Below are 19090 nucleotides of genomic sequence, written 5' to 3' on the forward strand. Positions count from 1 at the left end.
CGTCCCGTGTAGGGAGAGTATCGGGGGAAGCCCTTTGGCAATCATCAATGGAAATCCGCGCGACAACCGGCTGATCGGGACATCGTCCGCCGATCAGATCCTGGGGTTCGCGGGAAATGACACGCTCATGGGTCTCAGGGGCGCTGACCGGCTTTTCGGCGGCGCGGGCGACGACCTGCTTGATGGTGGCCCCGGCCTCGATGTGCTGAACGGCGGCGCCGGCCACGATATGGTGACCTACGCCGGCACCGCGCGGCCGATCGCTGCCGACCTCGCACTCGGAGTCATCGAGTACCGAAGCGGGAACCGCATCGCGGACCGTATCCACTCCATCGAAGGGGTGATCGGCAGTTCCGGCGACGACTACATCATGGGCAACGCCGAGCGGAACGAACTGCACGGCGGAGACGGGAACGACGACCTTGACGGGCGCGTCGGTGCCGATCTGCTGTTCGGCGGTGCCGGAGACGACTGGCTGGCTGGCGGCCTCGGGTCGGACACCATCGACGGAGGCGCGGGCAGCGACAGTCTCAATGGCGACGGCGGCGAGACGGACGTCGACGGGTCCTCGAACGCGGTGGCCATCGGGCGTGCGAAGCCGGACACGGTGAGCTTCGCCAGCGGCACGGCGGGGGTGACGCTGACCCTCGGCGAAGGCGACGAAGAGACAACCGCCACGCACGCCGGCTCCGAAGACGTCGACTCGCTTCAGGGCTTTGACAACGTGATCGGCAGCAGTGGCGCCGACCGCATCACCGGCAACAGCGGCGACAACCTCCTCATCGGCGGCCGTGGCAACGACATCCTCATCGGTGGCGCGGGCGACGATACGCTGGCGGGCGGTGCCGGCACCGACAGGCTCGACGGCGGCGCTGGCCGCGACACGATCGACTACTCCGAGAACACCAACGCCCTGCGCCTCGATCTCGCCACCCAGACCGTCACCTTCCCGGGCAAGACCTGGACCCCGGAGGTGTTCAAGTCCATCGAGAACGCGACGACGGGCAGCGGCAACGACACGCTCCTCGGCGACTCGGGCGCCAACGTCCTCGACGGCGGCCTCGGGTCCGACCTGATCAGGGGCGGCGCCGGCCACGACACCGTGTCCTACGCCTCGCACGATGTGGCCGTCTCGGTCAGCCTGCTCACCGGCGTGGGCACCATCATCGGCAGCAACGTCCGCGACAGGCTCATCGGCATCGAGAACATCACCGGCGGCGACGGCAACGACCTGCTGCGCGGCAGCGCCGGGGCCAACGTGCTCGACGGCGGCGATGGCAATGACACCGTGATCGCCGGTGCCGGGAACGACACGATCCATCTGACCGCGGGGTCGGACATCATCAACGGCGGCGCGGGCTCGGACACCGTGGTGGTCGATCTCGGGTATGACGCCTACCCGGATCTCGACTTCAGCGAGTGGTGGGACGAATCGAACGGCCTCGCGACGGTTACCTACGATGGCGGCACCGAGGTGGATCTGCTGGCGGATCTCGCGAACGGCAGGATCATCTCCTACACTGGCCCGGCGGTGCGCGGCAGGCTGACGAACGTCGAGAACGTCACGACCGGCGCCGGCAACGACATCGTCATCGGCTCGGACGCGGCCAACGTGATCTCGGTCGGCCACGGCGCCAATGTGGTGGACGCCGGGCGCGGCAACGACCTCATCCTCGGCAGCAACACTCAGACCGAATGGTCGGCGTGGGGCGACTATGAGGAGAAGCCTGACCTGACCGACGCGCGGGATGCCGGCGAAGTCCTGCGCGGCGGGATGGGCGCCGATACGATCGTCGGCGGCATGAGCATGTTCGGACAGGGCGGTGACGACCGGCTCGTCGCCGCACTCGTCGACGGCGAGACCCGCATGAGCGGCGGCCGCGGCGCCGACAGCTTCGTCTTCTCCGACAAGGTGGAAAGCGTCGGCTGGCACGAGACCTATCTCCGGGTCCAGCATGTCACGATCACCGACTTCGACGGCGGCGAGGGCGACCGTATCATCATCGAGCGGGCCGACCCCGACTCTCCCGACCCGGTCTTCGTCGGCACTGTCACCGACCGGAACGACATCGACGTCGGCGAGTGGGGTTTCCACGACGACAAGCTCTTCATCGGTCTGGCGTACGAGGCCTTCTCCGGCAACGACTACGAGCAGACCCCCGGCGGGTTGGATATCACCATCCTGGGCGGCAACATCAGCGAGAGCGACGTCCTCTTCGTGTGACGGCGAAAACCCCGTTCACCAGTTCTGAGAACTGGTGAACGGGATCCAACCTGTCCCTTTTATTTCAACACCTTGTCAAAGCCGCGCAACCTGCGCACCCCGGCTCAGAGGATGAAGTCGATCGCCGCGTAGTCGCTGGCCGTGACGCCCGCGCCGTCATGGATCGCGAGATCGAACTCGGGCCCGCCGCCGCCGGTGGTATTGCCCCGGATATGGGTCACATCCCCCACGTCCATCGCCCAGAGATCACCAACGCCGCGCGTGGTGCCAAAGCTGAAGTGCTGTTGCCCGGCCGCCGCCGTGTCCGCATCGATCGCCGAGACATCAACCCGGTCGCCCCCGGCAACGCCCGCGCCGGCAAAGGCGACCACACCCGCAGCGCCAATGATCCTGTCCCCCGCGGCGTCGCTTGCCACGGCAAAGCGGAACACGTCGGCTCCGGCGCCACCCACCATCCGGTCGGCTCCTCCCGCCCCGGTCAGCGTATCGGCCCCGCCGCCGCCCAGCAGCGTGTCGTTTCCGCTGCCACCGCCAAGGACGTCGGCAGAGTTGCCGCCCGCGAGAAGGTCGCGACCGCTGTTGCCCCAGACCGGCCCAGTGACCCGGCCGAGCTCGCCGTGATAGACGTCATTACCTCCTCCAAGGAGCACGCCACCCTCCAGAAGGCCATCGTTCGTCACCGAATCCGCGCCCCGGGAAAGCGACAGGGCGCCCCTTGCCCCCGAGATCGTGCCGTCGTTGCCGATGTCGAGCGACGCCGCTCCCTCGCCGATCACTCCCCAGTAGCGGCTCGACCCGATCGTCCCGGTGTTCTGGATCGAAGCCGACCCGTCGACGATCATGACACCGGCGCCCACCCTGTCGGCCGCGTGAATCGTACCTGCGTTGACGATCGTCGTCGTTTCCACCTGGCTGTAGACGGCCTGGTTCTGGCCCGAGCCGAGAACGCCGTCGTCCGAACCGCCGCCGGCCTCCAGCGTGCCATGGTTCACGACCGTCGCCGCGCTGCCCGGAAACCTGTCGGGGACGAATTCGATTGCGCCGACCTCGCCGAAGATCGTGCCCCAGTTCTGGACAGTGGCGTCCGTGACGTCGGTCAGGACCACTCCGAAGCCGCGCCCAGCGTGCAGCACGCCGTGGTTCGCGAGACTGCTCCCGTAGCTCGCCTCGAACGCCATGGCCCCGGTGCTCTCGAGCCGGCCAGTGGCACCCACGGTCAGGTCGATCGAGGCGGTGAAGGCGTCGACCGCGGCCCATCCCGGCGCGGAGACCGTGCCGTTGATGTGCGCTGTCAGGTCGCGCAACTCGCCTTCCCCGCGTCCGTCGACCGCCCAGTCGCCCTGGTTCGCGAGGGTGACACCGGCCCTGACGATCAGCATGTCGCCGGACTCTGCGAAAGAGAATATCGGGTCGTAGCCATCCGTGATGACGGACTTGGTGAAGATCGTGGTGGTCATGAGCGCTCCCCCCAGGATGGGTGGGAAACGCGCGAGCCCGGACATTGGCTGCACGGGGCCGGACGTAAAACGCCTCTCCCTCCGTGCAGATCGCCAGCTTTAGCGGCTCAGCCCCGCCACGAGCGTCGGCAGGTCGAGGGAGGCGAAGCCGTAGTGGCGGAGCCAGCGCAGGTCGCTCTCGAAGAACGAGCGCAGGTCGGGGATGCCGTACTTCAACATGGCGATCCGGTCGATGCCCATGCCGAAGGCGAAGCCCTGCCACTTCTCCGGGTCGACGCCGGCGGCGGCCAGCACCTTCGGGTGGACCATGCCGGAGCCGAGGATCTCGAGCCAGTCGTCGCCCTCGCCGATCTTGAGCTGCCCGCCGGCCCATGAACAGCGGATGTCGACCTCCGCCGAGGGCTCGGTGAACGGGAAGTGGCTGGCGCGGAACTTCAGCTCCACCCCGTCCACCTCGAAGAATGCCCGGCAGAACTCTTCCAGCACCCACTTCAGGTTCGCCATCGACACATCGCGGTCGATGCAGAGACCCTCGATCTGATGGAACATCGGCGTGTGGGTCTGATCGTAGTCGGCGCGGTAGACCCGGCCGGGCGCGATGACGCGGATCGGCACGCCACGCGCTTCCATGGCGCGGATCTGCACCGGCGAGGTGTGGGTCCGCAGCACGTGGGGCGGGCGATTGTCGCCGCCGGAGCGCGCCATGTAGAAGGTATCGTGATCCTGCCGCGCCGGATGCTCGGCCGGAATGTTGAGCGCGTCGAAGTTGTACCAGTCGCTTTCGACCTGCGGCCCTTCGGCGACGGCGAAGCCGAGGTCGGCGAAGATCGCCGCGACCTCCTCCATCACCTGGCTGACCGGGTGGATCGTGCCTTCCCGCTCGGGCCGGGGGGCGAGCGTCACATCGGCCCATTCGGACGCGAGGCGCGCATCGAGCGCCGCGTCGGCAAGGCGGCCCTTGGCCTCGGTGAGCGCGTCGGCGATCTCGTCGCGCAGGCCGTTCAGCGCCGGGCCCGCGACCTGACGCTCCTCGGGTGACATGGCGCCGAGGCCGCGCATCAGCAGCGAGACTTCGCCCTTCTTGCCGAGGGCGGCGAGGCGCACGGCCTCGAGGCCCGCCTCGTCGGGCGCATCGGCGATCGCCGCCAGATACCGCGTCTTGATGTCGCTGATGCCGTCCATTGCCGTCCCCTCGGGCGCCGCCGCGGCTGGCCTAGCCTTGCGGCCGGGGAAATTCAAGGCTTCCGGCTGGCCCGGCGCGGCCAGCGTTGCTATGCGGGACGCATGGCACACGATTTCCTCGATCTGCCCGGCGGCCGGCGCATCGCCTACGCGCTCCGGGAGGGCGGAAGCCCGACAGTGGTCTTTCTCGGCGGCTTCCGCTCGGACATGACCGGCACCAAGGCGAGCTTTCTCGACGGCTGGGCCTCCGGCGCCGGCCTCGGGTTCCTGAGGTTCGACTACACCGGGCACGGCGCATCGTCCGGGCGCTTCGAGGACGGGGCGATCGGCGACTGGGTGCAGGACGCCGCCGAGACGATCGGCGCGCTGACCCGCGGGCCGCTGATCCTTGTCGGATCGAGCATGGGCGGGTGGATCGCGCTCCGTCTGGTGGCGCTGCTCGGCGAGCGCGTCGCCGGCCTCATCGGCATCGCCGCGGCGCCGGATTTCACCGAAGATTCCATGTGGGCCGAGATGGACGAGCCGACGCGGGCGCGCCTCATCACCGAGGGACAGGTCGAGGTGCCATCGGACTATGAGGCGCCGTACCCGATCACCCGGCGGCTGATCGAGGACGGGCGGGAGAACCTCGTCCTGCGCACGCCGCTCCGCCTGCCGTTTCCGGTCCGCCTGCTGCACGGGACGGCGGACACCGACGTGGAACAGGCGGTGGCGCTCAGGCTGCTCGACCACGCGGAAGGGCCGGACATCCGCCTGACGCTGGTGAAGGACGCCGACCACCGCTTCAGCAGCGAGGCGACGCTCGCGCTGCTCGCATCGACGCTGGCGGAAGTCGTTTCGGACGCTGCGGACCGGACGTAGATCCAACCTCATAGCCCGTGCCCGAGCTCGGGGGGGAGCTCCGGGCACGGGCCCTCGCGGCGGCCTGCGCAGCACCACGGGCCCCGGCCTCCCGGAGGAGGCCATGAGGCCGCGGGTTTCAGCTGCGCAGGCTCACGAGATTGTGGACGTGGACGTGATCGCCCGCCGACGCCGCGGCCGTCATCCGGCCGATCACCTCGCCGTACTTTCGCACCGGTTCCCCCTCCCCCAGCGCGCGAACCGCGACCTTGTGCCCGAGCGGCAGCGCCTCCGCGGCGGTCAGGCTCAGGGTGCCGTGGGCGCCGATGAGCATGATCTCGGCCCCGGAGGCCACCGCTTCGACGAGCACCGCCACGTCGTCGCGCGGGTCGAGGAGAACCGCGCGACTCACGCGGCCTCGCCTGCGCCGAGCCGGATGCTGACGCCCGCGGCATCCTCGCGCAGCTTCAGGACCGCGCCCACGTCGGCACCGGCGAGCCCGCGATCCATCGCCTCCTGAAGCGTCGCGACGGTCGCCGCCCCGATCGGCGCATCAAGGCCAAGCGCCGCGTTCATCGCCATGGCGAGCCGGCAGTCCTTGTGCGCGAGCTTGACCATGAAGCCCGGCTCGAAGTCGCCCTTGAGCGCGCGGTTGTGCATGGCGACGGCGAGTTGCTGGTTCCACGCCATCGTCGTCTTCAGCACGCTGATCATCGTATCGAGCGTCAATCCGGCCTTCGCGCCAGCGACCAGCGCCTCGGAGCTTGCGGCGATGAGCACGCTCGCGAGGAGGTTGTTCGTGAGCTTCATCGCCTGGCCCATGCCAAGATCGCCGCAGCGGATGAGGTCGCTGCCCATGCAGGCGAGGACCGGGCGCGCCGTCTCGATCGCCTCCGGATCGCCGCCGAGCATCAGGGTCGAGGTCCCGGCGATCGCGTGCTCCACGGTCTTGCCAACCGGGCTGTCGATCATCGCGGCGCCCCTGGCCGCCACCTTCGCGCCGACGCGCTTCGTGGTCTCCGGGTCGATGGTGCTGAGGTCCACGTAGATCGCGCCCGGCCGGAGCCCGGCGACGATTCCGTCGGGTCCATCCGCCGTCGCCTCGACATCGGGTGCGTCCGGCAGGCTGGTGATGACGATGTCCGACGCCTCCGCCACCGCGCGCGGGCTCGCGGCCGCAACGGCGCCCGCCGCGACGAGGGCCTCCACCGCCTGCGTGTTGAGATCATAAACGGTGAGCGAGTGCCCACCCTTCATCACGTTGCGCGCCATGGGAGCGCCCATGGTTCCCAGCCCTATGAAACCGACCGATGCCATTTTTCTTCTTCCTTCGAGGTCTTTGCCGGCCCCCGGACGGGGCCGGCGTCAGGTGTTCAGCCCGCCGGCTTCCAGCCGTCCATCTTCCAGACCGGCAGGCCGCGCAGGTCGGTCGCCGCCGGGTCGGTGAAGTCCGCGTCAGGGGGAAGCGCGCCGGACGCGGCATAAGCCTTCTCGGCGATCGGCGCTGCCTTGGCGAACGCGCCCTTCACCTGCTCGTCGCTGAGCGGCGCGGGAATGAGCTTGCCCGCGACCATGTAGTCCGAGATCTGCCGGATCGCCGCCGCGTCGCCCTCGGTCGGCCAGGCCCAGCCGCGCTGGATCAGCACCTCGTCCGCCACGATCTTCGCGCCAAGCTCGGGCGGCAGCTCCCAGTACGTCTTCGCCAGGTCCGACACCGCTTCCGGCGCCTCGGCCTTCAGCGCCACGACGGCGCGCTGGCTCGCGATCAGGAAGGCCTGCCCCACCGCGGCGTTTTCGCCGACGATGTCGTCCGTGCAGATCCAGAACGAGCGGTGCAGGTAGTAGCCGTCCGGGTAGAAGGCCGACTTCTTCACGCCGGGCAGCAGATGGCCCGCCCCCTCGCCCGCCGGCCCGGAATAGCCGTCCTCGGTGTAGCCGAAGGAGTTCATGATCCCCTTCACCCCGATCTCCGCCTGCGCCTTCAGGAAGGCCGGGTAGCCCGCGATAGCCGCGTCCATGCCGGTGGGCACCGAAGCCGCCTGCGCCTGCGTCGGCGTGTTGACGACGGTGATGCCGTGCGCCTTCGGATCGGCGTCCCCGAGTTCCAGCGCCAGCATCTGCGACAGGGCGTTGGCCGGGTCACCGCCGACGAGCGCGCCCACCGTCTTGCCCTTCAGGTCGTCGATCGTCCTGATGGGCGAGTCCTTCGGCACCGTCAGGACGAAGCGCATGTGCCCCTCGCCGAGGGTCAGCACATTCAGCGGCTGCTCCTGCGAGAGAAGGCGCACGATCGGGGTATTGCCCCACATCCCGATGTCGAGATCGCCCGCGAGGAACGCCTCGACCTGCGGCAGCGCTGAAGGGTAGTCGCGCCAGTCGACGGTAAGATCGACGCCGAGTTCCTTCGCCGCCGCCTCGAAGAGGCCGTCGTTCATCATCTTCTGGGTGATCGGCGAGTTGCCCGCCGCCCACGGCTGGCGCCCGACCGAGACCTTCACGGAAGAGCCCTGCGCCCGCACCAGCGCCGGAGCAAACAGCGCCCCGGCCGCTGCCGCCGCGACGAAGCCGCGACGGCCCATCTGCGGGCCTTTCCAGCCAGACATTCCGGTCTTTCTCATTGGTTCCCCTCCCTGTTGCGCCATCGTTGCCGGCGTCTCATTCCACCGTCGCCCGGATGGCCTCGTCGCGGATCAGTTCCCAGATCGAGCGCGAGAGATCGGCGAAGGCCGCCGTCGCGCGCGTCGCCTCGTTGCGCGGTCGCGGCAGATCGACATCGACGATCGCCTTCAGCCGGCCCGGCCGGCTGCCGAGGACCACCACCCGGTCGGCGAGATAGACCGCCTCGTCGATGCCATGGGTGATGAAGACCACCGTCCGCCGCTCCGCCGCCGGCTGGTCCTGCCGCCAGATGCGCAGGATCTCGTCCTGCAGCACCAGCCGGGTCTGGGCGTCGAGTGCGGCAAGCGGCTCGTCCATCAGCAGGACTTCCGGCTCGTTGGCGATGAGCCGCCCCAGCGCCACGCGCTGGCGCATTCCGCCCGAGAGCTGGTGCGGGTAGCGCTCTTCCGCGCCACCGAGGTTCACGAGATCGATCACCCGCGCCACCCGCGCCTCGCGCGCGGCGCGGTCGAGCCCGGCGCCCGCCGGCCCGTGGGTGAGCCCGAAGCCGACGTTGCCGCGCACCGTCTGCCACGGGAAGAGCGCGTAGTCCTGAAACATCACCCCCCGGTCCGGGCCGGGGCCGGCGATCGGCTTGCCGTCGAGCAGGATCGTGCCCGAGCTTTGCCGGTCGAGCCCGGCGAGCATGTTGAGGACGGTCGTCTTGCCCGAGCCGGACGGCCCGACGATGGCGAGGAACTCGCCCGGGCGGATGTCGAGGCTCAGGTCATCGAGGGCGACGAAGCTGTCGAACATCTTGCCCACATGCTCGAGGCGGATCTTCGGCTCGTTCGGGACGGTCATCATGGGTGGCTCCACGGAAAGGCCCGCGCGAGCAGCGCACGGAGGCCGCGGTCTAGGAGCATCGCGACGAGGCCGACGGCGGCCATGCAGACGACGATGCCCGAAAGCTGGATGGAATAGGCGTAGAAGACGAACATCATCTGCCCGATGCCACCGGAGGTGCCGGCCTTGGCGCCGACCGCGAGCTCGGCGGCGATGATCGCCGTCCAGGCGATCCCGAGACCGATCCGCATTCCCACGAGGATCGAGGGGAGCGCCGCCGGCAGGACCACGGTGCGGAGCCGGGTGAGCGGCGAGATGCCCATGGTTCGCGCCGCCCGGATGAGGCTCCGGTCGATACGCTTCACGCCCGCGATCGTGTTGATCAGGATCGGGAAGAACGCCGCGTAGGCGACAATCGTCACCGCCGCGAGGTTGCCGGTGCCGATCCAGAGGATGACGAGCGGCAGGATGGCGATGGCGGCGATCGGCCGGAAGCTCTCGACCAGCGGATCGAGGTTGCGCTCGACCACCGGCAGCGTCCCCATGGCGAGCCCGAGCGGCACCGCGAGCAGGGTGGCGAGGACGAAGCCGCCGAAGACCCGGCCGAGGCTCGTCGCGAGCGCCGCGAGGAGCGTGCCGTCCGCCAGCATCTCGACCGCCTTCAGTGCCGTCGTCGACGGGCGCGGCGCGCGCGGCGAGCCCGACAGGGCCACGAGAATTTCCCAGAGCACGATCAGCGCCAGCGGCAGCGCGAGTTGCCGAAGCGTCCTCATGGCCGGATGTCCTTCGCCCACGGCATGAGGCGCGCCTCGAGCGCGCGGAGGCCGGCGTCGGTCAGGAAGCCCAGCACGCCGATCATCGCGATGAATGCCATCACCGTCGGCGTTGCGAGCATCGAGCGGTAGTATTCGATCGCGTAGCCGAGACCGCTCGGCGCACCGACGAGCTCCGCCGCGACCACCGCCGTCCAGGACGCCGCCACCGCGAGGCGGAGCGAGACCATGATCGCCGGCAGTGCCGCCGGCAGCACCACATGGCGGATGCGCGTGACCCCGGTGACACCCATGGTGGCGGACGCCGCGAGAAGCCTCGCGTCAACGTTGCGCACGCCGGCGGCGGTGCCGATCACCAGCGGAAAGAACGCCGAATAGAACATGATGAAGATCGGCAGGCGGCTGCCGATGCCGAAGATGAAGAGCGCGAGCGGGATCCAGGCGATGCCGGCGACCGGCCGGAGCATCTCGACGAGCAGGTCGAAGGCATCGCGCCACGCCCGGCTGAGGCCCATGGCGATGCCGAGCGGGATCGCCGTCAGCGCCGCCACCGCGACCGCCAGCACGAGGCGCAGCAGGCTGATCCCGGCGTTGCGAAGGAGCTCACCGTCGAGCGCCGACTGGCGGACCGCGTCGAGCACGAGGAGCGGCGAGGGCAGGAGCAACCGGCTCCCGACGAGGAGCGAAAGCCCGTACCAGGCGAGGGCGAAGATCGCCATCGTCCTCAGGTAGACGAGAAGGCCACCGACCCGTGCCATCAGAGCGCCCCCCTGAGCCGCGTCGGGACTTCCAGCCCCTCGCCCAGCGCCTCGCCCCAGGTGAGCGTGCCGCCCGCGATCTCGCCGGCGAGCCCCAGCAGCCGCCCGGCCGCCGCCTCTGCCGTCTCGGTCCCGGAAAAGACCGGGCTCGCGTCGAAGTCGATCTGCTCGGGCAGCCGCGCCGCCGTCCCGGCGTTCGCGGTGAGCTTGATCGTCGGTGCGATCGCGCTCGCGTAGCTGTTGCCCGGTCCGGTGGAGAAGACCATGAGCTGCGCCCCGACCGCCGCGAACGCGGTCATGGAGACCGGCGAGAACGACGGCCCGTCCATCAGCCAGAGCCCGGGCCGCCCCGGCCGCTCGGTCAGCCCGACCAGCCCCTCGATCGGCCGCGACCCGGCCTTCGCCACGGCGCCGAGCGCCTTTTCCTCGATGGTCGAGAGGCCGCCGCGGATGTTCTCCTCGCCCGGGTTGTTGCCGGTGAGGCTCGCGCCGCTGGCCGCGACCATAGCCTGCCGCGCCGCCACGGCGCCGACGATCGCGGCCCCGGTCCCGGGCGTCCGGGCGCGGGCGGCGAGCAGGTGTTCGGCACCCAGCCACTCGACCGTCTCGCCCACGAGCACGGTGGCTCCCATGTCGACCAGCCGGTCGACCAGCGCGCCGATCACCCGGTTCCCCGCGATCCCCGAGGTTGCGTCCGAATGCCCGCACTCGACGCCCACGGTCAGCGCCGACAGCTGCACCGGCCCGCGCCGTGCCGCCGATGCCGCGCGCGCCAGCGTCGCGAGGCGGCGGCAGCCGAGGTCCATCACCGCGAACGCGTCCTCACCGGTCTCGGCGAAGCTCACCGCATCGACCGGCCGCCCGGCCCTCGCGATCGCGTCGCGATAGCCCTCGGTCGCCTCTTCGTCGACACCGACGATGAGCACCCCGCCAACGTTCGGGTTGAGTGCGAGGCCGAGCATCTGGGCCCGGTGGCTCGCGATGTCCGGCTCGATCTGCCCGCGCCCGTCCCGCGAGGCAACGCAGACGACGCCGGGCAGCGCGGCGGCGATCCGCTCCGCGACCCGTGCCGCCAGCCCGTTCACCCCGAGCACCAGCACGCGGTTGCGGATGCCGACGCCGCCGTCGGCCCGCGTGAAGCCGCCGAACCCTCCGGCGATTCCGTCTCCGACCCCGACCATCAATCCTCCTCGCCGAGCGCAAGCGGCGGCGCGCCCCGCCATGCGCGCCACGCCGAAAGGAGGATCACCGCAACGATGAACGCCATCACCGTGGCGCTGATCGGCCGCTCGAAGAACGTCAGGAGATCGCCGCGCGACAGCATCAGGGCCCGGCGGAAGTGCTCCTCCATCATCGGCCCGAGCACGAAGCCGAGCAGCATCGGCGCCGCCGGCAACTCGACGAGCCGCGCCAGCCAGCCGAAAGCCCCGATCACCACCACCATCCAGACGTCGAAGATGCTGTTGTCGACGGCGTAGACCCCGATGCAGATGAACATGAGGATCGCCGGATAGAGCAGCCCGAACGGGATCGTCAGCAGCCGCACCCAGATGCCGATGAGCGGCGCGGACATCGCGAAGAGGATCAGGTTGCCGATCCAGAAGCTCATGACGAGCCCCCAGAACAGCGTCGGCGCCTGCGTCATGATCGTCGGCCCGGGCGCGATCCCCTGGATCATCAGCATGGCGATCATGATCGCCATCGCCGCGCTTCCCGGGATGCCGAGCATCAGGGTCGGGATGAACGCGGTCTGCACCGCGGCGTTGTTCGCGGCCTCCGGGCTCGCGACGCCCTCGATCGCCCCGCGCCCGAAACGCGAGGGATCGCGCGCCACCCGCTTCTCCGCCGCATAGGCGAAGAACGTCGAGATCGCCGGCCCGGTGCCCGGCAGCGTCCCGAAGAACGAGCCGATGGCCGACCCGCGCAGCGTCGGCCAGAGGCTCTGCCGCAGGTCGTCCCGCGTCGGCCACATCGAGCGCAGGGTGATCCCCTTCGCGCTCACGGTGGCCGCCCCGGCGACGCGCACGCTCATGATGATCTCGGCGACCCCGAAGAGGCCCATGGCGAGCGCGGCGATGTCGATGCCGTCGGCCAAGCTCGGCACCCCGAAGACGAAGCGGTAGGCGCCGGTGGAGAGGTCGGTCCCGACGGTCCCGAGCAGCACCCCGAAGGCGACCATGGCGAGGCCTTTCGCGAGCGACCCCGCCGACATCGACGCCGCCGCGACGAGCCCGAGCAGCATGAGCGAGAAGTATTCCGTCGGCCCGAAGGCGATGGCGTAGGTGGCGATCGCCGGCGCGAAGGCCATCAGCACCACGATGCCGATGCTGCCGCCGACCAGCGAGGACAGCGCCGCGACGAAAAGCGCCACACCCGCGCGCCCCTGCTTCGCCATGGGATAGCCGTCGAGGCTCGTCACCGCCGACGACGCCTCGCCCGGCACGTTGAGCAGGATCGCCGCGGTCGAACTGCCGTAGGCGGTGCCGTACCAGATGCCCGCGAGCATGATCAGCGCCTGCGTCGCATCGAGGTGGAAGGTGAAGGGAAAGAGCATCGACAGCGCCGCGAGTGGCCCGATGCCCGGCAGCACACCGACGAGCATCCCGAGCGTCACGCCGACGAAACAGTAGAGCAGGCTCATTCCCGAGGTGGCGATGGCGAGCCCTGCGAGCACGTTCTCCATCACGGCCACCTGAACGCGGTGAGGGGCACGCCAAGCGCCAGCACGAAGACGCCCCATGCCAGCGCGCTGAGGCCCGCGGCCAGCGCCAGCGTCCCCCACGGCCGTGCCCGCCGGTCGGCGAGCCGCGAGACCACGACAAGCACCACCGTCGCCGGCACCAGCCCGAGGAGCGGGAGCGCCACGGCGAAGGCCGCGACGGAGGCGAGCACCGCGGCGGCGACGTCGAACTCCACCACGGGGCGCTTCCCCGCCCGACCGAGCGCCGGCGCGAGGATCGCGAGGCCGAGCACCGCGACGACGATCCCGGCTCCGGTCGGGAACATGCCCGGCCCGATGTTGCGCAGGCTCCCCATGGCATAGTGCGTCATGGCGTAGAGAGCCGCGGCCCCGCCGACGACGAGGAAGAACCCTCCGGCCGCGATGTCGCGATAGTCGCGCTTCCACATCGGATCAGGCCGGGACCGGGTCGCGCCGCGCCCGCGCAGCGTTCCCGGCAAGCTGCGCGCGCAGCCGCGCCGCGACCTCCGGCTGCTCGCCCGCCAGGTCCCGCCCCTCGCAAGGATCGCGTGCCGGATCGACCAGCGGTGCCGTGCGGATCGTGGCCGGATCGAACCGCGCGTCCTCCATCTCGCGCCGCGCCACGCCCGGATCCCAGCCCGCGACGAGCTTGAGCTTGCCGTCGAAGGCGATCCGCCACTGGCCGAGCCCCGAGAAGACCACCTCGCGCGGCCGGATGCCCGGATCGGCGAGTGCCGGCACCAGCGACACGCTGTCGGTGCCCGGGATCGCCTCGGCCCCGGCGAGTTCGAGCACCGTCGCGTGCAGGTCGAGCAGGCTGACCGGCCCGGTGCATTCCCCTGTCGCCACGCCCGGACCCGCGATGATCAGCGGCACCCCGATCGAGGACTGGTAGGGCACGAACTTTTCCCAGCGGCCGCAGTCGCCGAGCATCTCGCCGTGATCGCTCGTCATCACGATCACCGTCCGCTCGAGCTGGCCGGTCTCGGCGAGCGCCGCGACGAAGCGGCCGAAAATCTCGTCAAGCCGCTCGACCATCGCGGTGTAGATCCGCCGGATCCCGGTGTGCGGCGCCTCCGGGTCGGCGTTGCCCACGGGCGGCGGCATCTCGCGCCCGGCGACCGAGGCCGCCATCGCCTCGGTGATGTTCATCGGCTCATGCGGCCCGGCGAGGTTCACCTGCAGGAACCACGGACGTTCCCCCTGCCCCGCCTCGCGCACGAGATCGAGCCCGCAGTCACCGATCCAGTCGTCCTGATACGCGTCATCCGGCAGCGGCGACGCCGCGAGGTTGCGGAAGTTCGGTCCCGCACCCGGGTGGCTTTCCGCGGCCACCCCGAGCGCCGGGTTGCGACGTTCGGCAAAATCCGCCACATGCGCCTCGGCGAGCCCGCGTTCGCGCAGGAAATCGAGGTAGGGCTCCGGCGCACCGGCCCTGTGCGCGATCAGGACCGCGTGCTTGCCGCCACTGTCGAGCCCGCCGGTGAAGCCGAGTTCGCCAAGACGCCCATCATGCTGTCCGTCCGTGCCCCAGTCGAGTTCGCCCTTCAGCAGGTCGAGCTTGCCGCAGGTCAGCACCTGATATCCCGACGCGGCGAGCTGGCGATAGAAGTTCGGCTCTTCGATCCCGACACTGAAGCGATTGTTCGGCACCGTGCAGCGATCGTACTCGTAGCCGGTGGCGAGCGAGGCCCGCGACGGCCCGCAGATCGGCGACGGGCAGATCGCCGACGAGAAGCTCACGCCGCGCGCGGCGAGGGCGTCGATATTCGGCGTGCGCGCGCCCCCACGATTCGCCGGGCCAACCCAGTCAGGCCGCAGCTGATCGGGCATGAAGATCAGGACATTTGGCCGCATCGCACTGGGGCCTCCATGGTTGACAGGAATCTTTGATCATATAGTCAGGAATAGCGCAAGGCTGCGGCACGCAAACCTGCATGATTTGATCAAGGACCATGGAATGAAACGCAATCGGCTCGGCGGCACGTCGGTCGAGGTCTCGGCTCTCGGGCTCGGCTGCGGGCCGCTCGGCGGGCTGTTCGGGCGGATCGACGACGACACGGCCAGCGCCACCGTCACCGCCGCACTCGACGCCGGCATCAGCTATTTCGATACCTCGCCCCTCTACGGCCACGGTCTCTCCGAGCACCGCCTCGGCACCGGCCTGCGCCACACCCGCGACCGGGCGGTGATCTCGACCAAGGTCGGCCGCCTCCTCCGCCCTGCCGGTCCCGCCGGGCCGGAGCCCAGCATGTTCCGCGAAAAGCTGCCCTTCGACGTCGTCTGCGACTACAGCCGCGACGGTGTCCTGCGCTCGTTCGAGGACAGTCTTCAGCGCCTCGGCACCGATCGCGTCGAAATCCTCTATGTCCACGACCTCAGCCGGCAGTGGCTCGGTGACGCGGTCGAAGACCGCTTTCGCGAGCTGATGGACGGCGGCTATCCGGCGCTGGTCGAACTGCGCGCCGCGGGTGTCATCGGCGCGATCGGCGTCGGCATGAACGACACCGCCATGCTGACGCGCTTCGCGGCGGCCGGCGACTTCGATGTCTTCATGCTGGCCGGCCGGTACACGCTGCTCGACCAGTCGGCCCTCGACGAGCTGTTCCCGGCCTGTACCGCCCGCGGCGTCTCGATCGTTGCCGCCGGGCCCTTCAACTCCGGGATCCTCGCGACGGGCGCGACGGCGGGCGCGAAGTTCTTCTATTCCGACGCCCCGGCTGAGGTCCTCGAGCGCACCCGTCGCATCGAGGCGATCTGCGCAGACAATCGCGTGCCGCTTGCCACCGCCGCGCTCCAGTTCGCGCTCCGTCATCCCGTGGTGGCGAGCGTGGCGACCGGCATGGTCACGCCGGAGGAAGTCGCCCGGAACGTCGCCGCCTTCGCGGCAGCGGTACCCGACGCCCTCTGGACCGATCTCGCGACGTCTGGACTGCTCCATCCCGATACGCCCGTCTGAGCCGCGCCCACCGGCCTGAGCGGCCGCGGGAGTGAGCAACGCGGCCGGCGCACCGGCCGCTTTTCCGCTCAGTTGGTCTCGACGCCGGCCTTTTCGATCACCGCGGCCCAGCGCTTCATCTCGGCCTCGAGGAACGTCCCGAACTCGGCCGGCGACTGCGGCGGCACCACCTGCCAGCCGATCTTCTCGATCTGCTCCACGACCACCGGGTCAGTCACGACCTGCGCCACCGTCGCGTTGATCTTCTCGATCACCGCGTCAGGGGTTCCCGCGGGCACGTTGAACCCGGCCCAGCCATTCGCGACGAGCCCCGGAAACCCGGCCTCGCCGATCGTCGGCACATCCGGGATCACCTTCGAGCGCTCCGCATCGAAGATCGCCAGCGCCTTCAGCTTGCCTTCGTCGACGAGCGGCTTCGCCAGCGAGACCCCGAGCACCATGAACTGGACCCGGTTCGCCAGCAGATCGGCGATCGCCGGGGGCTGGCCGTTGTAGGGGATCATCTGCACGTCGATGCCAGCCTCGAGCTTGAAGAGTTCGCTCACCAGATGCACCAGCGACCCGATTCCCGACCCGGCGTACGAAAGCTCGCCCTCATGCTCCTTCGCGTACGCGACGAACTCCGCGACGCTCGCCACCGGCAGCTCCGCCGGCACCGCGAAGACGAATGACGTCGATCCGAACCGGATCACCGGCGCCAGATCCTTCATGGGATCAAAGCTGAGGCTCGTCGGATACATTGCCGGTGCCGTGGTGAGCGGCACCCCCGAGCTCAGCCACGTGTTCCCGTCCGGCGCGGCCTTTGCCGCCTCGTCGGTGCCGATGTTGCCGCCTGCCCCGGGTTTGGCCTCCACCAGGATCGGCTGGCCGAGGATTGGCGCCATCTTCTCGGTCACGACCCGGGTGACGATGTCGGCCTGCCCGCCGGCCGGGAACGGAATGATCACCCTGATCGGCGACCCCGGCCAGTCCGCGGCGACGGCGAGACCCGGCACCGCGAGCGCCACTGCAAACGCGGCTATCCTCAGACCTTCGAGCATGCGACGTTCTCCCTGCTTGCGCCGGTACGGGCCGGCTCTCCCTGTTTTGCCACGCCCTACCATCGTTGATCAAATCTGCCAAGCTTGATCCCGAACGCACCAGCCTGTAGACCCATGTTTGATCTAAACCCCAAAGGCCCATGACGAGAAACGCCGACATAGAAAGCCGCATCCGCGACGACATCCTCCGTGGCCGCATCGGCTTCGGTGATCGCCTGCGGATCGACGATTTCGCGACCCGCTACGGCGTCAGCCACATGCCCGTGCGCGAAGCACTGCGCGTGCTGGCCGGCGAGGGGCTCATCGTCACCGAGCGGAACCGGGGGGCGCACCTGCGCCCGGTGAACCGGGAGTTCGTCGAGGATCTCTTCGACATCCGCTCGGCCATCGAGATGATGCTGGCGCGGCGCGCAGCCGAGCGCCGGAGCCCGGAACAGCTTCGCCAGCTCGTCGAGATCGAGCAGGAGATCGAAGCCCTCGTGGAGAGGGAAGATTTCGCTGCGATCCCGACAGTCAATCGTGACTTCCATCAGGTGATCAATCAGGCCGCGCGGCACCCGGGCGCCCTGTCGGTCGTCGACGGTCAGGGACTCCTGGTCGCGGCGCTCTGGAACAAGGTCGGCAACCCGCCGGCCCGGTTCCAGTCGGTGATAGACGACCACCGCCACCTGATCATCGCCATCGAGCGCCGCGACGGCGCGGGCGCCGCCGCGCTGATGGGCGCCCACATCGAGAAATCCCGTCAGGACCTGCTGGCCCGCATGGCGATGCTCGACGCCGAGAGCGGCTCGGGATGACATCCGTCGTCCCCCCGGTTGCCGCCGCTTCGATTTCCACGGCTTCGATTTCCACGGCTTCGGTTTTCACGGCCGCGGACGCCGCCGACACGCTCGGGGAGTCGCCCTGGTGGGACGTGGGCTCCGGGCGGCTCTGGTGGATCGACCTGCGTGCCCCGGCCCTGCGCAGCCTCGACGCGGCGACCGGTGACGTCGCGAGCTGGCCGATGCCCTCCCTCGTTGGTGCCGTCGTCGGCCGGCGCGCGGGCGGCGTCGTCCTCGCCCTCACCGATGGCATCCACGGCTTCGATCCGGTGACCGGCAGCCTCGATCGCATCGCCACGGTCGATCTTCCCGGCCCATCCATGCGCCTCAACGACGCCAAGGCCGACACCGACGGCACGCTCTGGTTCGGCGCCATGCGCGACTTCGGTGCGGACGACTCCGGCGGGCTCTGGCGCCTCGTGCCGGGAGGCGTCCCCGAGCGGGTCCGAAGCGGCGTGCGGGTGCCGAATGCCATCGCCTTCGCGCCCGATGGCAACCTCTTCTTCTGCGACACGAAGGCCGGGACCATCGAGCGGGCCGCGCCTGCCACCGGGCGCCTCGACTGGGCGCCGTTCGCGGCACCGGACGTGGCGCCGGGCGCGCCGGACGGGGCGGCGGTCGACGCCGAGGGGTTCCTCTGGAATGCCCGCTGGGGCGGCGGCGCGCTGGCGCGCATCGCGCTTGACGGCACGCTCGACCGCCTCGTCCCGCTGCCGGTGACAAACCCGACGTCCTGCGCCTTTGGCGGCGCGGAGCTCGCAACGCTTTACGTGACCACCGCCCGACAGGGCCTCTGCCCGGAACGCCTCGCCCGGGAGCCGCTCGCGGGCGCGCTGCTGGCCCTCGACGTCGGCGTTCGCGGGGTGCCCGAGCCGGCCTTCGCGGGATGAG

Annotated in this window: 18 protein-coding genes; 5 read left to right on the top strand and 13 right to left on the bottom strand. The window is 69.9% G+C overall.

Annotated elements, in window-relative coordinates:
• Positions 1-34 precede the first annotated feature (34 nt).
• Positions 35-2224 carry a calcium-binding protein gene (locus HNP73_RS05810; RefSeq protein WP_184147644.1) on the top strand — a complete coding sequence of 730 codons (2190 nt, stop codon included), beginning with the start codon at positions 35-37 and terminating at the stop codon, positions 2222-2224.
• Between the two features lie 104 nt (positions 2225-2328).
• On the opposite strand, the gene HNP73_RS23635 is transcribed toward HNP73_RS05810, so the two are convergent.
• Complete coding sequence (locus HNP73_RS23635) at positions 2329-3681, bottom strand: calcium-binding protein (protein ID WP_281379173.1); 1353 nt, start codon at positions 3679-3681, stop codon at positions 2329-2331.
• 99 nt (positions 3682-3780) lie between these two features.
• On the bottom strand, positions 3781-4863 hold the full coding sequence (pheS, locus tag HNP73_RS05820) for a phenylalanine--tRNA ligase subunit alpha (RefSeq protein WP_221288207.1): 1083 nt from the start codon (positions 4861-4863) through the stop codon (positions 3781-3783).
• A gap of 102 nt (positions 4864-4965) precedes the next feature.
• On the opposite strand from pheS, the gene HNP73_RS05825 reads away from it, so the two are divergent.
• Entirely contained in the window at positions 4966-5724 is a 759-nt protein-coding gene (locus HNP73_RS05825) for an alpha/beta hydrolase (protein ID WP_184147646.1), read from the top strand.
• Positions 5725-5842: 118 nt separating this feature from the next.
• Here HNP73_RS05825 and HNP73_RS05830 read toward each other — a convergent pair whose 3' ends face one another.
• From HNP73_RS05830 to HNP73_RS05875, 10 genes are read right to left on the bottom strand one after another with little or no spacing between them, the layout of a single operon-like run.
• Positions 5843-6115 carry a UxaA family hydrolase gene (locus HNP73_RS05830; protein ID WP_184147647.1) on the bottom strand — a complete coding sequence of 91 codons (273 nt, stop codon included), beginning with the start codon at positions 6113-6115 and terminating at the stop codon, positions 5843-5845.
• Positions 6112-7020, bottom strand: a complete 909-nt coding sequence (locus HNP73_RS05835; RefSeq protein WP_184147648.1) for an NAD(P)-dependent oxidoreductase — start codon at positions 7018-7020, stop codon at positions 6112-6114. Before HNP73_RS05835 ends, HNP73_RS05830 begins: the two co-directional genes overlap by 4 nt.
• A gap of 56 nt (positions 7021-7076) precedes the next feature.
• Entirely contained in the window at positions 7077-8321 is a 1245-nt protein-coding gene (locus tag HNP73_RS05840) for an ABC transporter substrate-binding protein (protein ID WP_221288209.1), read from the bottom strand.
• A 37-nt stretch (positions 8322-8358) separates the two neighbouring features.
• Complete coding sequence (locus HNP73_RS05845) at positions 8359-9168, bottom strand: ABC transporter ATP-binding protein (RefSeq protein WP_246399542.1); 810 nt, start codon at positions 9166-9168, stop codon at positions 8359-8361.
• Positions 9165-9920: an ABC transporter permease gene (locus HNP73_RS05850; protein ID WP_184147649.1), complete on the bottom strand. Its 756-nt coding sequence runs from the start codon at positions 9918-9920 to the stop codon at positions 9165-9167. The genes HNP73_RS05845 and HNP73_RS05850 overlap by 4 nt, the downstream gene beginning before the upstream one ends.
• Positions 9917-10678: an ABC transporter permease gene (locus HNP73_RS05855; RefSeq protein ID WP_184147650.1), complete on the bottom strand. Its 762-nt coding sequence runs from the start codon at positions 10676-10678 to the stop codon at positions 9917-9919. The genes HNP73_RS05850 and HNP73_RS05855 overlap by 4 nt, the downstream gene beginning before the upstream one ends.
• Positions 10678-11859 (bottom strand): UxaA family hydrolase, encoded by a 1182-nt coding sequence (locus tag HNP73_RS05860; RefSeq protein ID WP_184147651.1) that lies wholly within the window; start codon positions 11857-11859, stop codon positions 10678-10680. The genes HNP73_RS05855 and HNP73_RS05860 overlap by 1 nt, the downstream gene beginning before the upstream one ends.
• Positions 11859-13361, bottom strand: a complete 1503-nt coding sequence (locus HNP73_RS05865; RefSeq protein ID WP_246399544.1) for a tripartite tricarboxylate transporter permease — start codon at positions 13359-13361, stop codon at positions 11859-11861. Before HNP73_RS05865 ends, HNP73_RS05860 begins: the two co-directional genes overlap by 1 nt.
• On the bottom strand, positions 13361-13807 hold the full coding sequence (locus HNP73_RS05870) for a tripartite tricarboxylate transporter TctB family protein (protein WP_184147653.1): 447 nt from the start codon (positions 13805-13807) through the stop codon (positions 13361-13363). The genes HNP73_RS05865 and HNP73_RS05870 overlap by 1 nt, the downstream gene beginning before the upstream one ends.
• 4 nt (positions 13808-13811) lie before the next feature.
• Positions 13812-15236, bottom strand: coding sequence for a sulfatase family protein (locus HNP73_RS05875; protein ID WP_184147654.1), 1425 nt, complete (start codon positions 15234-15236; stop codon positions 13812-13814).
• A 103-nt stretch (positions 15237-15339) separates the two neighbouring features.
• On the opposite strand from HNP73_RS05875, the gene HNP73_RS05880 reads away from it, so the two are divergent.
• Positions 15340-16338 (top strand): aldo/keto reductase, encoded by a 999-nt coding sequence (locus HNP73_RS05880; RefSeq protein WP_184147655.1) that lies wholly within the window; start codon positions 15340-15342, stop codon positions 16336-16338.
• A gap of 68 nt (positions 16339-16406) precedes the next feature.
• Here the strand turns inward: HNP73_RS05880 and HNP73_RS05885 are convergent, their stop codons facing one another.
• Complete coding sequence (locus HNP73_RS05885; protein WP_184147656.1) at positions 16407-17378, bottom strand: Bug family tripartite tricarboxylate transporter substrate binding protein; 972 nt, start codon at positions 17376-17378, stop codon at positions 16407-16409.
• Between the two features lie 140 nt (positions 17379-17518).
• On the opposite strand from HNP73_RS05885, the gene HNP73_RS05890 reads away from it, so the two are divergent.
• Positions 17519-18175: a GntR family transcriptional regulator gene (locus HNP73_RS05890; protein WP_184147657.1), complete on the top strand. Its 657-nt coding sequence runs from the start codon at positions 17519-17521 to the stop codon at positions 18173-18175.
• Entirely contained in the window at positions 18172-19089 is a 918-nt protein-coding gene (locus HNP73_RS05895) for an SMP-30/gluconolactonase/LRE family protein (RefSeq protein ID WP_184147658.1), read from the top strand. Before HNP73_RS05890 ends, HNP73_RS05895 begins: the two co-directional genes overlap by 4 nt.
• The last annotated feature ends 1 nt before the right edge of the window (position 19090 follow it).

The organism is Amaricoccus macauensis (assembly GCF_014201905.1).
In the GTDB taxonomy this organism is placed as follows: Bacteria; Pseudomonadota; Alphaproteobacteria; order Rhodobacterales; family Rhodobacteraceae; genus Amaricoccus; species Amaricoccus macauensis.